The organism is Streptomyces naganishii JCM 4654, from assembly GCF_014650575.1.
Taxonomy (GTDB): Bacteria; Actinomycetota; Actinomycetes; order Streptomycetales; family Streptomycetaceae; genus Streptomyces; species Streptomyces naganishii.
Genome location: NZ_BMVF01000013.1, coordinates 1 through 14425, shown reverse-complemented (window position 1 = coordinate 14425; position 14425 = coordinate 1). Strand labels below are relative to the sequence as shown.

The 14425-nt window shown below is 68.2% G+C and carries 11 protein-coding genes and 6 pseudogenes; 8 read left to right on the top strand and 9 right to left on the bottom strand.

Annotated features, from left to right (window positions below):
- Window positions 1-69: 69 nt before the first annotated feature.
- The gene (locus IE217_RS22855; protein ID WP_229865517.1) at window positions 70-2076 is read right to left on the bottom strand and encodes a hypothetical protein; all 2007 of its coding nucleotides are present in this window, start codon (window positions 2074-2076) and stop codon (window positions 70-72) included.
- On the bottom strand, window positions 2076-2270 hold the full coding sequence (locus IE217_RS22850; RefSeq protein WP_190179788.1) for a hypothetical protein: 195 nt from the start codon (window positions 2268-2270) through the stop codon (window positions 2076-2078). Before IE217_RS22850 ends, IE217_RS22855 begins: the two co-directional genes overlap by 1 nt.
- Window positions 2271-3266: 996 nt before the next feature.
- Between IE217_RS22850 and ku the strand changes: the two genes are divergently transcribed.
- Entirely contained in the window at window positions 3267-4187 is a 921-nt protein-coding gene (gene ku / locus IE217_RS22845) for a non-homologous end joining protein Ku (protein WP_190179787.1), read from the top strand.
- Window positions 4188-4323: 136 nt separating this feature from the next.
- Here the strand turns inward: ku and IE217_RS22840 are convergent.
- Window positions 4324-4837: pseudogene (locus IE217_RS22840) on the bottom strand (IS3 family transposase); the annotation flags it as partial.
- A 265-nt stretch (window positions 4838-5102) separates the two neighbouring features.
- Between IE217_RS22840 and IE217_RS22835 the strand changes: the two are divergent.
- Complete coding sequence (locus tag IE217_RS22835) at window positions 5103-5258, top strand: DUF6131 family protein (RefSeq protein WP_229865542.1); 156 nt, start codon at window positions 5103-5105, stop codon at window positions 5256-5258.
- A gap of 544 nt (window positions 5259-5802) precedes the next feature.
- On the opposite strand, the gene IE217_RS22830 is transcribed toward IE217_RS22835, so the two are convergent.
- Both IE217_RS22830 and IE217_RS22825 read right to left on the bottom strand, forming a co-directional pair.
- The gene (locus IE217_RS22830) at window positions 5803-6477 is read right to left on the bottom strand and encodes a hypothetical protein (protein WP_190179786.1); all 675 of its coding nucleotides are present in this window, start codon (window positions 6475-6477) and stop codon (window positions 5803-5805) included.
- Entirely contained in the window at window positions 6474-7076 is a 603-nt protein-coding gene (locus IE217_RS22825) for an RNA polymerase sigma factor (RefSeq protein ID WP_190179785.1), read from the bottom strand. The genes IE217_RS22830 and IE217_RS22825 overlap by 4 nt, the downstream gene beginning before the upstream one ends.
- Before the next feature lie 410 nt (window positions 7077-7486).
- Here IE217_RS22825 and IE217_RS22820 point away from each other — a divergent pair, with 410 nt between their 5' ends.
- The 4 genes and pseudogenes from IE217_RS22820 to IE217_RS22805 all read left to right on the top strand — a co-directional run bounded on the left by IE217_RS22820 (window position 7487) and on the right by IE217_RS22805 (window position 9821).
- The gene (locus IE217_RS22820) at window positions 7487-7720 is read left to right on the top strand and encodes a hypothetical protein (RefSeq protein ID WP_190179784.1); all 234 of its coding nucleotides are present in this window, start codon (window positions 7487-7489) and stop codon (window positions 7718-7720) included.
- 46 nt (window positions 7721-7766) lie between these two features.
- Window positions 7767-8111: a fic family toxin-antitoxin system, toxin component gene (locus IE217_RS22815; protein ID WP_373298105.1), complete on the top strand. Its 345-nt coding sequence runs from the start codon at window positions 7767-7769 to the stop codon at window positions 8109-8111.
- Window positions 8112-8134: 23 nt separating this feature from the next.
- Entirely contained in the window at window positions 8135-8854 is a 720-nt protein-coding gene (locus tag IE217_RS22810) for a prepilin peptidase (RefSeq protein WP_373298118.1), read from the top strand.
- Between the two features lie 136 nt (window positions 8855-8990).
- Window positions 8991-9821, top strand: a pseudogene (locus IE217_RS22805) (IS5 family transposase).
- A gap of 19 nt (window positions 9822-9840) precedes the next feature.
- Here the strand turns inward: IE217_RS22805 and IE217_RS34855 are convergent.
- Window positions 9841-9935 (bottom strand): annotated as a pseudogene (locus IE217_RS34855) (dihydrofolate reductase family protein); the annotation flags it as partial.
- A 182-nt stretch (window positions 9936-10117) separates the two neighbouring features.
- Here IE217_RS34855 and IE217_RS22800 point away from each other — a divergent pair.
- Window positions 10118-10921 carry an SDR family NAD(P)-dependent oxidoreductase gene (locus tag IE217_RS22800; RefSeq protein ID WP_229865514.1) on the top strand — a complete coding sequence of 268 codons (804 nt, stop codon included), beginning with the start codon at window positions 10118-10120 and terminating at the stop codon, window positions 10919-10921.
- 83 nt (window positions 10922-11004) lie between these two features.
- On the opposite strand, the pseudogene IE217_RS22795 reads toward IE217_RS22800, so the two are convergent.
- Window positions 11005-11165: pseudogene (locus IE217_RS22795) on the bottom strand (BTAD domain-containing putative transcriptional regulator); the annotation flags it as partial.
- 283 nt (window positions 11166-11448) lie between these two features.
- Window positions 11449-11895, bottom strand: coding sequence for a hypothetical protein (locus tag IE217_RS34850; protein WP_229865513.1), 447 nt, complete (start codon window positions 11893-11895; stop codon window positions 11449-11451).
- A 637-nt stretch (window positions 11896-12532) separates the two neighbouring features.
- Between IE217_RS34850 and IE217_RS22785 the strand changes: the two are divergent.
- Window positions 12533-13652: pseudogene (locus IE217_RS22785) on the top strand (IS256 family transposase); the annotation flags it as partial.
- 23 nt (window positions 13653-13675) lie between these two features.
- Here IE217_RS22785 and IE217_RS22780 read toward each other — a convergent pair.
- Window positions 13676-14364, bottom strand: a pseudogene (locus IE217_RS22780) (transposase).
- Window positions 14365-14425 lie beyond the last annotated feature (61 nt).

Below are 14425 nucleotides of genomic sequence, written 5' to 3'. Positions count from 1 at the left end.
GACACACCTCCCCAGACCACTCGAGGAGCGCCGGGTTTCCATCCGGCGCCCCTTTTTGGCTCCTGGTGGTTAGCGGGGGAGGGCGTGGCCCAGTTGGTGGACAGTGGTGATGGTGTTGGTGTCGGTGCGGTTTCCGTTGCTGTCGATGCCGAAGTGGCCGGTTGCGCCTGCTATGGCGCCGTTGCGGAGTGCAAAGAGTTCGTTTCTGACGGCGTAGCGGTTGGGCAGGCTGGTCGGGCTGTCGCTGTTTGCGGCGGCGTTGTGCAGGGCGGTTGCTGCGGTGAGCACGGCGTCGTGGGCGACGAGGGACCAGTAGCTGCTGGTGAGGTGGTCTGCGGCGAATAGCTGTCCGTGGTGGGGTGTGGCGAAGTCTTTCGCGAAGGCCTCGTAGAGATCGTGGTCGGGGTTGTCGGGGCTGCGGAACTGGGCTGCGCTGGGAAAGTTCGCGTACAGCAGGCTGATCGGGGCGTCGTGTTTGTGGAGCGCCGGCGTAGTGGGGTCGAGGGATGTCGCGTCGGATCCAGTGATCACGGTGATGGGCTGGGCGTGGCAGCTCCTGCTGGCCAGCGCGTTGAGGAAGTCGAGGATGTACTTGACGCGGGCGGCGTAGTAGACGGTGTCGACCGTCTTGCCGGTGTTGCAGAGGTTCTGGCTGATCGTGGGAAGGATGGCTCCGGGCCCACCGCGGGGGTCGAAGGTGAAGTCGGCGGTGTTGTCGAGGTACTTCTTGAGGCCTTCGACGGTGTGGAAGCCGTGGTTGAGGGACTCGGTGTACAGGTCCTTGGTCCCGTTGGGTGTCACCGTTGTGCTGACCAGGGCCGCGGTGCGATGGGCGGAGCCGAGGTCCTTGCTGACGGCGGTGAGCTGGTCGCTGTTGGTCAGCGCGACGCGGGCCAGGCCGTTGATCGCCCCTTTGCCGTCGACGGCTCCGGTGGCGTCGAAGCCGTCGGCGGTGATCAAGTCGCCCACCATGGGCAGGTCGGCCTTGCTCAGAGCTCGAGCGGCTTCGACGGACTCCTGCTGGCTGAGTCCCATGCCGGTGACCGCCACCAGGCGGCTGTCCTTCTTCAGGGCGGTGAGCTGGCCGACGGCTTGTGCCCATTGCGCCTCCGCACTGCCCATGTTGGCCACGAGCAGCCGGATCTTGGGTCGGCTGTTCTTGCGGTTCTCCTCCTCGATGGCGGTGTAAGCGCCCTCGAGTTCGGCGACGTACTGGCCGACGGTGAGATTGTTCGCGCTCTTCGACGTCAGCGCGGTCAGGAACGCCACCGTCACGTAGTCGTCGCCCTTGATGACGTTGCGGTTTTCCGCGGCGATGGCCGTCATGACGGGCTTGAGGTCGTTGCCGAAGACGGCTGGGCCGTCGCTGCCGTCGGTCAGGCCGGTGCACTCGCCGCCGGCCTGGGTGACCAAATCCGGGTTGAAGGTCCCGCAGTGGTCCTTCTTGAACCGTTCCCGTTTGTGCACCTGCTGGTCGTGTATCCGTTGATCGTGCGCTTCCTGCTGTTGATGCTGCCATGCCCCGACCCCGGCAATGAGCGCGGCAGCCACGGTGCAAGCGATCACACCGACGCGAAGGCGTGAGCGTCCGGTTGGAAGCCGCCACCTGCCACGCTTGACGGGCGGCAGAGCCGGGTCGCCGCCGGATGACGCCGCTTCTTCTGGCGTCGTCTCTGCTGGTCCGGCTTGCTCTGGCCCACCCGGTGCACCAGCCGCTGCCGGCTCAAGGGGAACTGCGTCGTCCGGCGGCAGGTCCGCTGCGGGTGCCGCCTGGTCCAGCAGCCTTTCCCAGCACCTCAACCACCGCTGCCGTTCCACCTCGCTCACACCACAACCCAGCAGATACTTGATCGCGAAGCTCCTGCTGGGTAACGCGTCCCTTCTCAGGGTCGCGTTGATCGTGGTGGTGGTCAGCTTTCCGGAGCCGTCGTCACTGGCCTCTGCCACTGCCTTCTGCGTCTTGCCCTGGCGCTTCAGCAGCTTCCCCAGCGCATCGCGGAATTGCTGTTGCGAGCGGATCTCCTCGAAGATCGGCCACTCGTCAGGGCCGTCCTGCCGATTCTCTCCCTGCGTCATCAGACGACGCCTCCGGGCGCGTCGACGGCCGGACACCGCCCGCTCAGCCACAGGCCAATCTGCGCGGCCGCAACTCCAGCGGCCGTGATCAGCCCGAGCGCGTCGCTGACGGAGCGCCCGCTGATGACCAGCACGACCAGCACCACAAAGATCACCCACAGGATGGTGATGCGGTGACGGATGCTGAGATCCACCCCGCACACGTGCTCCGGTGACGGCGCCGGCCGACGCCGCGATCGCGTAATGGACACGATTGCTCCCCTCCCTGGACGCGGCGATGGTCGCCGCAGCGATGACGGCCACATCCGGTTACCGGCCGTGATGCGGTCGTCGCTGAATGAATCTCACCGTGGCCGTCCAGGCAGGGGCAAGCCTCTGAGCGGAATCCGATGCAACGGAAACATTCACCGTCATTCAAGGGCCTGCGATTTTCGCTTTCCGTCTGATTCGCAGCCCTTCCCCGGCGCCCGACGGGGTACCAACCAGCCCAGAAGACCTCCGCGCTGTCACCGGAAACCGGCCGAACGAGGGCTGTCTCGGCGGATCCTCCATGCCTGCCTGGCCCCCTGACACACCGTGACCTGCGTCTTCACCGTTCGGAACGATTCCGAAGCCAGAAGATCTTGCAGCGCAGCGGCGACGATGGTGAGCTGGACAAGCGGAACGCCCGCACCCGAAAAACCGCTGTGCTCCCCTTCCTGGGCGCGGTAGTCCATCGTGCGGGCGGAAGAGGGGACTCCTGTTACCGGCTGGAGTCCCCTCGCCGCACTACCCCCGCAGGACGAGAACAGCTATTCCGAACTCCGCAACGAGCCGTCCCACACCGAAGAAAGACATTCGGAACCGAGTAGCCGAATATTCGGCACCGCACTGTCGGAGGAACCGGACAGCACGGCATCGCATCCCTCATGGCCCTTCAGGTCGCCCTGCCCACTCCAAACCGACCACCGCGGCTACTCCCTGATGACTTTGCCAAGATCATCGACGCTGTCCCGACTGCCCGGCATTCACCAGCACGGGCGTGAGCGAGCTTCATCGGAGTGATCACCGCAGGCCGCCGTAACGCCACCGGGCATCTGCGGATGAGCGGGCATGCGACAGCTGACCGCGGTCACCCCGCGTCGTGCGTGGCGTGCCGTTTGCGTTGTTCGTAGGCTGGTGGTGCTCGGGGCTACTGCGGGAGGTCTGTCATGCCCCGTGGCATCTGGAGTGGTGCGATCAGCTTCGGGCTCGTGACCGTGCCGATTCAGGTTCAGTCGGCTACTGAGGACCACAGTGTGCGGTTCCGCCAGTATCACCTGCCTGATCAGGGCCGGATCCGCTACCGGAAGGTCTGTGAGCTGGAGGGCCGCGAGGTCGGCGAGCCGGAGATCGGCAAGGGCTACGAGGTGGCGAAGGACCTGGTCATTCCGATCACGGATGAGGAACTGCGTCAGTTGCCGCTGCCGACGGCGAAGGCGATCGAGATCGAGGCCTTCGTGCCGGTGGAGTCCATCGACCCGATCCGCATCGGCGAGGGCTACTGCCTGGCCCCGAGCGAGCGGGTGGCCGCCAAGCCGTACAAGCTTCTGGTCAAGGCCCTGAGCCGGTCCTCGCGGGTGGCGGTGGCCAAGTGGGCGTGGCACGGCCGTGAGCGGCTGGGACTGCTGCGCGTGCGGGACGACGTGCTCGTCATGCACGTGATGCGCTGGCCGGACGAAATCCGTGACCCTGCCCAGCTGCTGCCGCCGCCGGTGAAGGTGAGCGAGGGCGAGATCAAGGGTGCCCTGGCGCTCATGGACACGATGACCGTCGACGCGCTCGAGGGCCCCGACTTCGTCGATCACTACACCGAGGCGCTGGAGCAGGTGATCGAGGCCAAGCGCGAGCACCGCGAGCCGCCGGCCGCGCCCGAGCCGGAAACCGAACCCGGGCGGGTTCTGGACCTGATGGCCGCGCTGAACGCCTCGGTGCAGCAGGCCAGACAAGCACGCGGCGAGGGCCAGGAGGCCGACGTCCACGCGATGCCCGCACCGAAGAAGAAGACGGCGAAGAAGCAGCCCGCCAAGAAGACGGCCGCGAAGAAGACCACGGGGAAGAAGGCGGCCGACCGCCGGCCGCGCAGCGCGTGAGGTGCAGCAGGCGCCCCTACCGCCCACGGCTCCCCAGGAATATTTTGTCACGCGCTCTCCGTGGTCGGGCTCAGCCGTCCAGGTAGCCGAGCGCGGCATCGGGCCGGCAGTGCCCGGAGGTGCGCCGAGTCCCGCCGCGGTTGATGCCCTGGAAGAACGACTCGGCGAGGGCGTCGTCGTAGCTTGATGCCCATGCTGCGGCGGATGCCGTGCCGGCGGCAGACGTCGGCGAAGGCGGCCGCGCTGTATTGGGCGCCCCTGTCCGTGTGGAAAACGACGCCGCGAACCCGGCCGCCGCGGTCGGCCACAGCCATTTCGATCGCGTCGGTGACCAGCGAGGTGCGCATGTGGTCGGCGATCGAGCAGCCCACCACTTTTCTCGAGCAGATGTCGATCACCGTGGCGAGATGGAGCCACGTCGAGCCGACGGCTATATACGTGATGTCGCCGCACCTGCTGTTCAGCGTGTCCGCGGTGAAGTCGGGCATCACCAGGTCCGGCACGGGCGGCGCGGTCCTGTCCGCGATCGTCGTCCGCTTCTTCTTGCGGAGGTGCCGGCCGACTATGTGGTTGATCCGCATCAGTCGGGTGACGCGCTTGCGGTTGATCCTGTGTCCTCTCGCACGCAGCTCGGCATGGACGCGCGGGGAAGAGGTGAAGGACGCCGCCGGCCAGGCCGCTCGCGTCACCCAGAACGAGGCACGCGCTCAGGTCAGCACCGTCACCGACCAGGCTCGCGACTCCGCCCAGCACATCACCGACTCGAGCTGGCAGCAGTAGGCCCTGATCAGGGTCCCCGAAGACGAAGCAGGGGAGCGGGCTGGCCTCAAGCGGCCTCGCGCCACACTCTTGCTAGCAATCCCACCCGGGGCGAAAGTATTAATGGGGGGCGAACCATCGACAATGGAGGACGACGTGATCGCTCTCGGCGTGATCCTTCTCATCGTCGGATTCCTGCTGAAGATTTCCATCCTGTGGACCATTGGAATCATCCTGCTGGTCATCGGGGCGATCCTGTGGATCCTGGGCTCCGTCGGACACGCTGTCGGAGGCCGACGACACTACTGGTAGATCGCCTCCGACACTGCCCACGCCGACCCCCCTCGGGGGGCAGACTCAGGTCTGACAGCTAATTGGCCCAAGCCAGAAAAGCTCAAGGCTGCGGGGCAACTGCGCCGAAGCCCGATGAAGCACGACCCCCAACCCCTCGGGGAGACGCTGGACGGTGACCGCCACGTCCGTCTCACCGGGCCCTGGTCGGGCCGGGGCGTGTGGTGCTGCTGGTCGGCGGGCACGGCCGCGTCCGGGGCCGAGGTGCGCGGGGCGATGGCCGGGGTGAGTCAGGAGCGGACGCCCGTCTCCCCACGGGCTGACTCGGCACGGCTCGGTGCGACTCAGTGCCGGGCTGGACCATCGTGTCGTCGCAGCCCGGTATCTGGGAGGACACAGTGGGCGAGCAGCCCGTACCTGGACGTGGCGAAAGGGCCTGGCGCGCTGGCTCACCCGGATCGACGCCGTTCTCCTTCGCGGGCCTGGCAGAGCGGATGGTGGCGCGCCGGCTTCCTGAGCTGGCGCCCAGCAAGCGGGGGTAGGCGCTGGCCCGTTATCCCCGAGTTCACAAGGGGGAGGTCAGGTTGCGTAGTTGGTCTACCAGGGTGGGGTGGGGGAGAGGGATGGTGCCGATTTCGGAGTGGTGCTCGCGGCTGATGTGCGGGTGGATCTGTTCGATGCATGGCGGGGAGAGCAAGGGGGCGGTGGAGCGGTCGCCGCACAGGAAGGTGGGTTCGAAGTGCTGGCGCAGGAGCTGGGTGCGCCAGTAGTCGGCGTCGTGGTACTCGCCGCTGTGGGGGTGCTCGAGGAAGAGGCAGTACTCGGCGACCTGGTGGCCTGCGCCTGCGGCGAAGCGCCACCAGAAGCGTGCGCCGCTGCTGTCGTCGGCGAGGTGGAGCAGGCAGGTGAAGACGAGTGCTCCGGCTTTGTCGGCGTACTGGCTGGTGATGAAGTCGGCGAGGTGGGCGTCGGCGTCAGGCCCGAGGACCAGCAGGCAGAGGGCGTTGAGGTCCCACCAGGCGCGGTCGGCGTCCGGGGTGCTGTTCGCGGGCGGGGTCCACTCGGTGTGCACGAGGGCGGTCTCGGTGGGGCGCTGCCGCGGCGGCCGGTGGCGAGCCGCCTGCCGGGCGCGCAGCCGGCCCTCGGCTGCGGCCATGTTGTAGGTCGCGTAGCGGTTGTGCGTGCGGGCCTTGGCGAGCAGGTCGTCGATGGTGCGGGGATCAGACGGCAGCGGGGTCATGAGCGGTTCTTCCCGTCGGAGTTCTCCGGGCAGCGGAGTTTGAGCGTGTAGGCGAGGCGTTCGCGGCCGGTGCGGAGCTGCGAGCGGACGGTGGCTTGCTCGTTGCCCATCACTTCGGCGGCCTCGGCGGCGGTGAAGCCCATGCCGTAGTGGAGCAGGATCGCATCACGCTGCCGCTCGCTGAGCGAGGCGACAGCGCCGTACAGGGCGATGGCGTCGGTCAGTGCGTCGTAGTCGACGTGATTGGCGACGGCGGCTTCGAAGGCGGCGGTCTCCATCAGCTCCGGGCGGCGCCGGCGCTTGCGGTGCATGTCGATGATGCGGCGCTTGAGGATCGTCCAGGCGTAGCCCTCCAGGTTTTCCATCTCGAGCATGCGCGGCCAGCAGTCCATGACCGCGTCGAAGGTCAGGTCGACGGCTTCCTCCGCGTCGGCGTCCGAGCCGAGCTGGAGGTAGGCGTAGCGCATGTAGTCGGTGCGGCGACGCTGGTGAAAGCCCCAGTACGCCATCTGCGCGGTCATGTCCCACTGGTCGATGGGGACCGCGCGCGGCACCTCCACGGCGCCGCCCGTCTCCTCCGGGCCCATGTCGCTGCTCACGAGGCCTCCCGCTGGGGCTCGGGAGTGCGAGCCGGGGTGCGGCCGCTGGTGAGCTGCGTGATACCGATGCGGACCCCGGCTGTGAGAAGCCGGCGGCACCCTCGGATCACGTCCGGGCCGAACACCCTGAGGGCAAGCGTGATGTCGATCAACCACGCTGCAGCATCGTGCTGCACGGGTCCTCCCCAGTAATTGAGCGTTCCGGGTGCAGCCCCCTAGGCACCAGAGGCGACAGCCGCCTCCACCCATGAAGCGCTCCTGACGACCGAAACGTGCAGCCGACCAGCAAAAAATATGACGTTCAGTAACGATACGATTGCATATAGTTCAGTCATTGACCATGGCGGCCGGTGGATCTCGCTTCCGGTATCCCACTCCCATCCGGCGCCTGGCACCGCTACCGTGGGGCCATGGCCAGGGAAATCCGCATCGAGATCGATGACGAGCAGTACGCGCAGCTGGAGCGCGAGGCGCACGAGCGGCACGAGGACCCAACGGTGTACGCCGGACGCGTCCTGGCCCAGGAGCTCAACAGGGCGCGTTTCCTCGAGGGCAGCGCCCTCTTCCTCGCCACGCCCGGTGTGCGTGAGGAGTTCGCCAGCCGATTCGGCCCGCAACCCGGTACCGCCGCATCCGCGGCGTAGGGCGGGCAGCGACACAGTGGACCTCACGGTAGATCTTCCATGGCTCATGGAGATCGCCCGCACGCAGCTGGGCGACCCGGACGTCACGGACTGGGGAGCGCTGGAGGCCGCCCGCGCACGGCACGCCTTCCGCGTCCTGGACGAACCCGTATACCCGCGGCCGCATCACCGGGCCGCCGCTCTCTTCCACTCACTGGCCCGGGCCCCGGCCCTGGAGCACAGCAACGAACTCTTCGGCGCGACGGTCGCGGCCGGCTACCTGCACGCCAGCGGCCTGCCCGTACGGTTCACCGCCAAGGAGGCCGCCGACCTCGCCGACCAGGTGTCGGCCGGGCACCTGGACGTGCGCGCCCTGGCCGCGGCCCTCAAGGAGTGGACCGAGCGCAGCTGAGCATAGACATCCAGGAATCCTTGCTGATCATCACCGCTGCCGTTCTGTGGGGCTGCGGCACGGGCGTGCTCATATCCCGTCCCGCGTACCGGCTCTCCGTGCCGCCCGCGGAACCGTGGAGGTCGGCGTGCCCAGCCGGCCATCCCCTCACCGGTACCGGCGGCGACTGGCTCGGGCGTGCTCGCTGTGCCGCCGGGGACACCTACGGGCCGAGCACACTCTCCGTCGCCTCCGCCACGGCCGTGGTCTGCGCACTGCTGGCGGCCGCCGCCGGGGCCCGCCCCGACCTGGTGGTCTGGCTGCTGCTCGCCCCGGCCGCCGTGCTGCTCGCCACCGTCGACTTCGCAGCGCACCGGCTGCCGGACGTGCTCACCCTGCCGCTCGCCGCAGCCGTGCTCACCCTGCTGGGCATCGCCGCGGTGCTGCCCGATGCCGGCGGCAGCTGGACGTCCGCGCTGCTCGGCTCCCTCATCCTGGGCGCCTGCTACTTCGCGCTCTTCCTCGTCAGCAAGGGCTTCGGGTTCGGCGACGTGAAACTCGCCCTCGTCCTCGGGGCCGTTCTGGGCTGGTACGGCTGGGCGATCGTCCTGGCCGGGACCTTCGCTGGGTACCTCTTCGGCGCGCTGTATGGGATCGGCCTGATGCTCGCCGGCCGGGCCGACCGTACGAGCAGGATCCCGTTCGGCCCGTTCCTGCTCGCCGGGACGCTGGCCGGCGTGCTCCTCGGCTCCCACGCCTCCTGAACCCCGGGCTCCTGGAGCCAAGGGGCCGCTATCGGCCAGCGGCTGCCCTCCGGCTCCGCCAGGAGCGCGAGCTGGAGGGACTCCTGGCCTAGGCAGTGTCTTCAAATGATCTTGAGTGGTGGATCATGGACGGGTGATACGTCGCCATGAACTGTCCGATGCCGAGTGGGAGTTCGTCAGGCCGCTGCTGCCCGTGTCATCGCGTGGGCGCAAGCGGCTGGATGACCGCAGGGTCCTCAACGGGATCGTGTGGAAGTTCCGTACCGGGACGGCCTGGCGGGATGTGCCTGAGCGGTACGGGCCGTGGGCCACGCTGCACACCCGTTTCCGCCGGCGGGTGGCGGACGGCACGCTCGAACGGATGCTCCGCGCCGCCCAGTCCCGGGCCGACGCCGTCGGTGACACCGACTGGCTGGTGTCGGTCGACTCCACCATCGTCCGTGCCCACCAGCATGCCGCCGGTGCTCGAAAAGGGGGCTCCGCGGTCCAGCTCTCGGACGTTCCCGAGGCGGCCTGACCAGCAAGATTCACCTGGCCTGCGACGGTGCCGGCCGCCCGCTCGCCTTCATCGTCACGGGCGGCAACACCAACGACTGCACCCAGTTCACCGCCGTGATGGAAGCGATCCGGGCGCCCCGCCCAGGCCCGGGACGCCCCAGGGTGCGGCCCTCGCACGTCCTGGGCGACAAGGGCTACAGCTCCGGGGCGATACGCACCTGGCTGCGTCGGCGCGGTATCAGCCACACCATTCCCGAGCGAGCCGATCAGGTCCGCAACCGGCTGAACCGCGGCAGCCGTGGCGGACGGCCCCCGGCCTTCGACCGCGACACCTACAAGCGGCGCAACGTGGTGGAACGCTGCTTCAACAAGTTGAAGCAGTGGCGCGGCATCGCCACCCGGTACGACAAGACCACCGAGTCCTACCAAGCAGCCGTCAACCCTCGCAGCCCTGCTGATGTGGACGTGACGTTTGACGACAGAACCTAGGGGCCCTGCTTGCCCCAGTACCCGGTCCAGTCGCCGCCGGCCGCGCCGAAGCCGTCGAGGCTGAGAAGACGTCGAACGTGTAGGCGGCGGTCATGACGCTCTCCTCAGATGCGGGCGTTCGGGGATCGCTGGTGGTCGCGTCTCCGTTACAGACCGGCCCGTGGGGCGAACCTCGTCGAGCGGGCGGCCCTGGTGTCCGGGAACGCGGTGGTTGGCTGGTACAACGGTGTTTGTACGCGCACGCTGCAGGTCAGCGGGCTGAAAGGTGGCACACAGGTGAGCACACGACGCGGTACGGCCCTGGTGACGGGCGCATCCTCCGGCATCGGCGCGGCCTACGCGGAGCGCCTCGCCGCCCAGGGATGGGACACGGTCCTCGTGGCCCGCAGGGCCCAGCGGCTGGACGACCTCGCCCGGCGGTTGCGCGAGAAGACGGGCACCACGGCGGAGACCCTGGTGGCCGACCTGTCGGTGCCCGACGACCTGGCCCGGGTGGTGAGCCGGGCGGCGGGCGACGACATCGGGTTCCTCCTCAACAATGCCGGTATCAACGGGTACGGCCCGTTCGCCGAGCTCGAACCGGACTTGCTGGCGAAGGTCCTGCACATCAACGTCCTGGCCGTCACCGCTCTCACCCGCGCCGCGGTCCCGGGCATGCTGGCGCGCGGTGACGGCACCGTGGTCAACGTCGCCTCGCAGCTGGCCTTCGCGGGCTCGCTGCCGCCGCACCCGCTGCCTGAGCGCGCGGTGTACGGCGGAACCAAGGGCTACGTCGTCACCTTCACCCGCACCCTCGCGGCCGAGCTGGCTGCCACACCGCTGAGGATCCAGGTGCTGTGCCCGGGGCTGACCGCCACCGAGTTCCATCGTTCCCGCGGGCGGGAGCCGGTGCCGGGAGGTGACCAGGCCGTGCACGTCGAAGGCGGCATGCCGGTGGGCCAAGTCGTGGACGCCTCACTCACGGCGCTGGACGGCGACCGGGTGGTGTGCGTACCGGGACTCGACGAACCAGCCCTGATCGACGGTCTGGCAGAGGCCGAGGTGGCGATCCGCGCGGCGGCCCGACGCGGCGCGAGCTGACCGGGACACCATCCGGAGGGCCCTAGCTAGACGGGGTCAGATCGACGGTGGTGCGCAGGCAGAGCCGGACACCAAGGCCGGTCTTGAAGGTCGGCACCAGGGTCGATACCGAGTTGATCAACGAGCGTCGCGCGTCGCGGCGCAGGACGGCCAGCGCGTCGGCCTGGCGACCTGCGCGGTGGAGTGCGGGGGAAAGGAGCGCCCGAGCCGGCTCGCGCCAGGGCAGTACGGTGACGTGGACACCCGGGAGCCACTGGGTGGATCAAACAGCCCCTTCAGAAGCTCAACAAAGCCCGTTACCAACCCACGCGTCACCGCCCTCAGGCTGCGTCCCCACGCCCCTCCCCCGTCGGCACGGGGATATAGCCGACGGGGGAGGACCGGTGAAAGCTGCCCCTCTGAACAGTGACCCCGAACTGCGGGGTACGCGCGGCTGCCACTACACCGCTCGGGGCAGTGTGGCTTGCGGCCATTGCCGCTGTGCGCGGGCTAGCCCACTGATACCGACCGGTTTCCCAGCGGCCAGGTCACGGAAGCCGGGGCAGCGTTGTGGGAGCGGTGCACGTGCCGAGCGGCAGCCCTGCAATGCAACCGACCTCAACCACCGTTCTTACCGCAGTCAGCGCGCTGATGCGGACCGTGCCGGGCCCCTCCGCCGTCAGTTCGGCGTCGACTACGTTGTTCAGGCCTGCCACCAGCCGCCAGCCACTGGGGTCGGCCTGTTCCGTGCTCACATTGACCGTCAGGACGTAGACCTGCCCGTTGCACACCACCGACAGGTACCTGTTGGTCCCAACAACGACCGAGTCGAGGTCGTGACAACCCCTCGGCGTCTCCGGCGGCATCGTGGGCCTGGGGTCCGGCGGCTTCGGTCCCGTTCGTACGTGCTGGGGCGACTCGTTTCCGACCAGCGGCAAGGCCTGAGCGACTGCTCCGCTGGCCCCGATGGCCGTTACGGTGGCTGCGGCGGCCATTGCTGCGGCGAGCCTACGGCTCCGTTTCATTCCGTGGGATCCTCTCTGTTCGGTGGCCGGGACTCTGATCGCCCGGGCTGCAGACATTTACCCGGTCATGACTATGGGTTATGTGCAGAAGAAACCCTGTCACCCCGTTAGCGGATGCAAATCGTCATACCGGCAGGCTCAGGGAGGGAGTCCGATGCATACGGCGGCAACTGACGGTGACGGGCAGGCGTCGCCCCTTCAGTAGAGACTTTTACTACTCCTGACGGGGGGGAAGCGACAATCGGCCTTGCAGCGCGACCGCCAGTCCTTCCCTAGAAGCGGCCGAAGACCGCGATCGTCGGTTCACCGTGCTCGAACGGTTCTAGGCCAAAGTGTGTAGAGCGCCTGATCGCATCATTCGGGCAGGTGTGCTCGCATTCCGCACACGCAGCTCCCGCCGGATTGCCCTGCCACGATGCCAAGTGTGCAACTGCTGACGACGGATGGCGTCGCACAAGGCGAGGGAGTGTAAATCTAACGGCGGATCCGATGATCATGGGAGAGGCGTCAAGTGACTGACATCGCCGTGGGGTTGAGGACTGTGGAGCCGGTAGAGAGTGCCCAGCCTGGGCAGCCTGCGCCCGTGTCCGACGAGCAGCTGGTCGCGATGCTGGTGGAACGGGCCCGGTCGGAGGGGGCTGCAGCTGACCGGACAGGATGGGCTGCTGCAGCAGCTGACGAAGCGGGTCTTGGAATCTGCCCTGGAAGGTGAGATCACCGATCATCTCGGCTACGAGAAGCACGATGCCGGCGGCCGGGGCGGCGGCAACTCCCGCAACGGAGCCAGGCCAAGACCGTGCTGACCGACGTCGGGCCGGTCGAGGTCGAGGTCCCGCGTGACACCTCGGGCACGTTCGAGCCGCAGATCGTCGGGAAGCGGCAGCGGAGGCTGACCGGCGTCGACGAGAGGGTGCTGTCGCTCTCGGCGAAGGGCCTCACTCATGGGGAGATCGCGGCTCACCTGGCCGAGGTCTACGGGGCGGAGGTGTCCAAGCAGACCATCTGCCCCCGTTTTGTTCGTCGATGCCATCAACGTCGAGATCAGGGACGGGCAAGTCGCGAACCGTCCCGTCTCCGTGGTGATGGCGGTGACCGTGGAGGACACCCGCGACATCCTGGGCATCTGGGCCGGCGACGGCGGCGAGGGCGCCAAGTACTGGCTGCACGTGTTCACCGAGCTGAAGAACCGCGGCCTGGGCGACGTGCTCATGCCGGTCTGCGACGGGCTCAAGGGCCCGCCCGAGGCCGTGGAGGCCGTCTGGCCTCGCGCGATCGTCCAGACATGTGTGGTTCACCTGCTGCGGAACTCGTTCCGATACGCCGCCCGCCAGGACTGGGACAAGGTCGCAGGAGCATTCAAGCCCGTCTACACCGCACCCAACGAGGACGCCGCGACGGAGCGATTCCTGGAATTCCAGGAGGTGTGAGGGAAGAAGTATCCGGCGATCGGGAAGCTGTGGTCGGACGCCTGGGCCGAGTTCGTGCCCTTCCTCTCCTTCGACGTCGAGATCCGCAAGGTCATCTTCAGCACGAACGCGATCGAGAGCGTCAACGCCCGCATCCGCAGGGCCGTCCGCGCCCGCGGACACTTTGCCAACGAGGCCGCCGCCCTCAAGTGGATCTACACGGCACTGATGAGCCTGGACCCGACGGGGAAGGGCCGCAAGAGGTGGACCATGCGCCGGAAGGCACCACTCAACGCGTTCCAGATCGCCTTCGAGGGCCGCCCGACCCCGAGCAATGAGCCTTTTCAGCGTTGCCTCTCCAGGGTGAGGACCGCGGCGGCGATGTCCGTCATGCGGTTCGGGCCGCAGCGGCTCCGGCGGAAGATCCGCCAGGACTTCAGGCGGGCGACGCCTCGTTCGAGGGGAGCGATGGGCCTGGGCGCGTGCCCGGTTCAGCGTCCGTTCGGTGGGTGACAGTTCGCCGTTGGGCGGGCGGCGGATGGCGGTGGTGGCCCAGGAGCGCCGATGTAGGCGCGGTCGGCGACGACCGGGACGCCCTGGCGTTCGCAGATTCCGATGATGTGGTGGGTGCGTGCGGCGGTCAGATCGTGAGCACGGCCCGGCAAGGCCGGCGAGATCCACAGAAGCCGGCCGTCGGGATCGGTGACGACCCGCACGGTCACGCCGTGGCGCCGGTGCTTGTGGGTGTAATCGGCGCGTGCGTCGCCCATGCGGTCGCACTCGCTGAGGGTGCCGTCCAGGAGCACGCAGTCCGGGTCGTGCTCGCGCAGGGTCCTGAGCAGGCCCGGCGCCCGGTCGGCGAGGAGCCGCAGACGGCGGTGGTGTAGGCGTGGGCGGTGCCGACGGATATGCCGGACCCGGCGGCGATCTGCGCGAGAGTGTCGTGCTTGCGCAGGCAGGCGAGAGCGACGAGGGCGCGCTGGTGCGGCGGGAGCTTGCAACGGCGGTCACCCTCACGGGTGACGATAAGCATCGTGACCCCTTAAGAATGGTGGCGGTCCGGGAGGACTGGGTGTAGCTGATGGTGACCTGCC

Bases quoted from the DNA above. Each gene is read 5' to 3' on its own strand.
- IE217_RS34850 (WP_229865513.1), bottom strand. From the start codon at position 11,895: ATGGCCGCCGCAGCCACCGTAACGGCCATCGGGGCCAGCGGAGCAGTC.
- IE217_RS22820 (WP_190179784.1), top strand. From the start codon at position 7,487: ATGGCCAGGGAAATCCGCATCGAGATCGATGACGAGCAGTACGCGCAG.
- IE217_RS22815 (WP_373298105.1), top strand. From the start codon at position 7,767: ATGGAGATCGCCCGCACGCAGCTGGGCGACCCGGACGTCACGGACTGG.
- IE217_RS22830 (WP_190179786.1), bottom strand. From the start codon at position 6,477: ATGACCCCGCTGCCGTCTGATCCCCGCACCATCGACGACCTGCTCGCC.
- ku (WP_190179787.1), top strand. From the start codon at position 3,267: ATGCCCCGTGGCATCTGGAGTGGTGCGATCAGCTTCGGGCTCGTGACC.
- IE217_RS22855 (WP_229865517.1), bottom strand. From the start codon at position 2,076: ATGACGCAGGGAGAGAATCGGCAGGACGGCCCTGACGAGTGGCCGATC.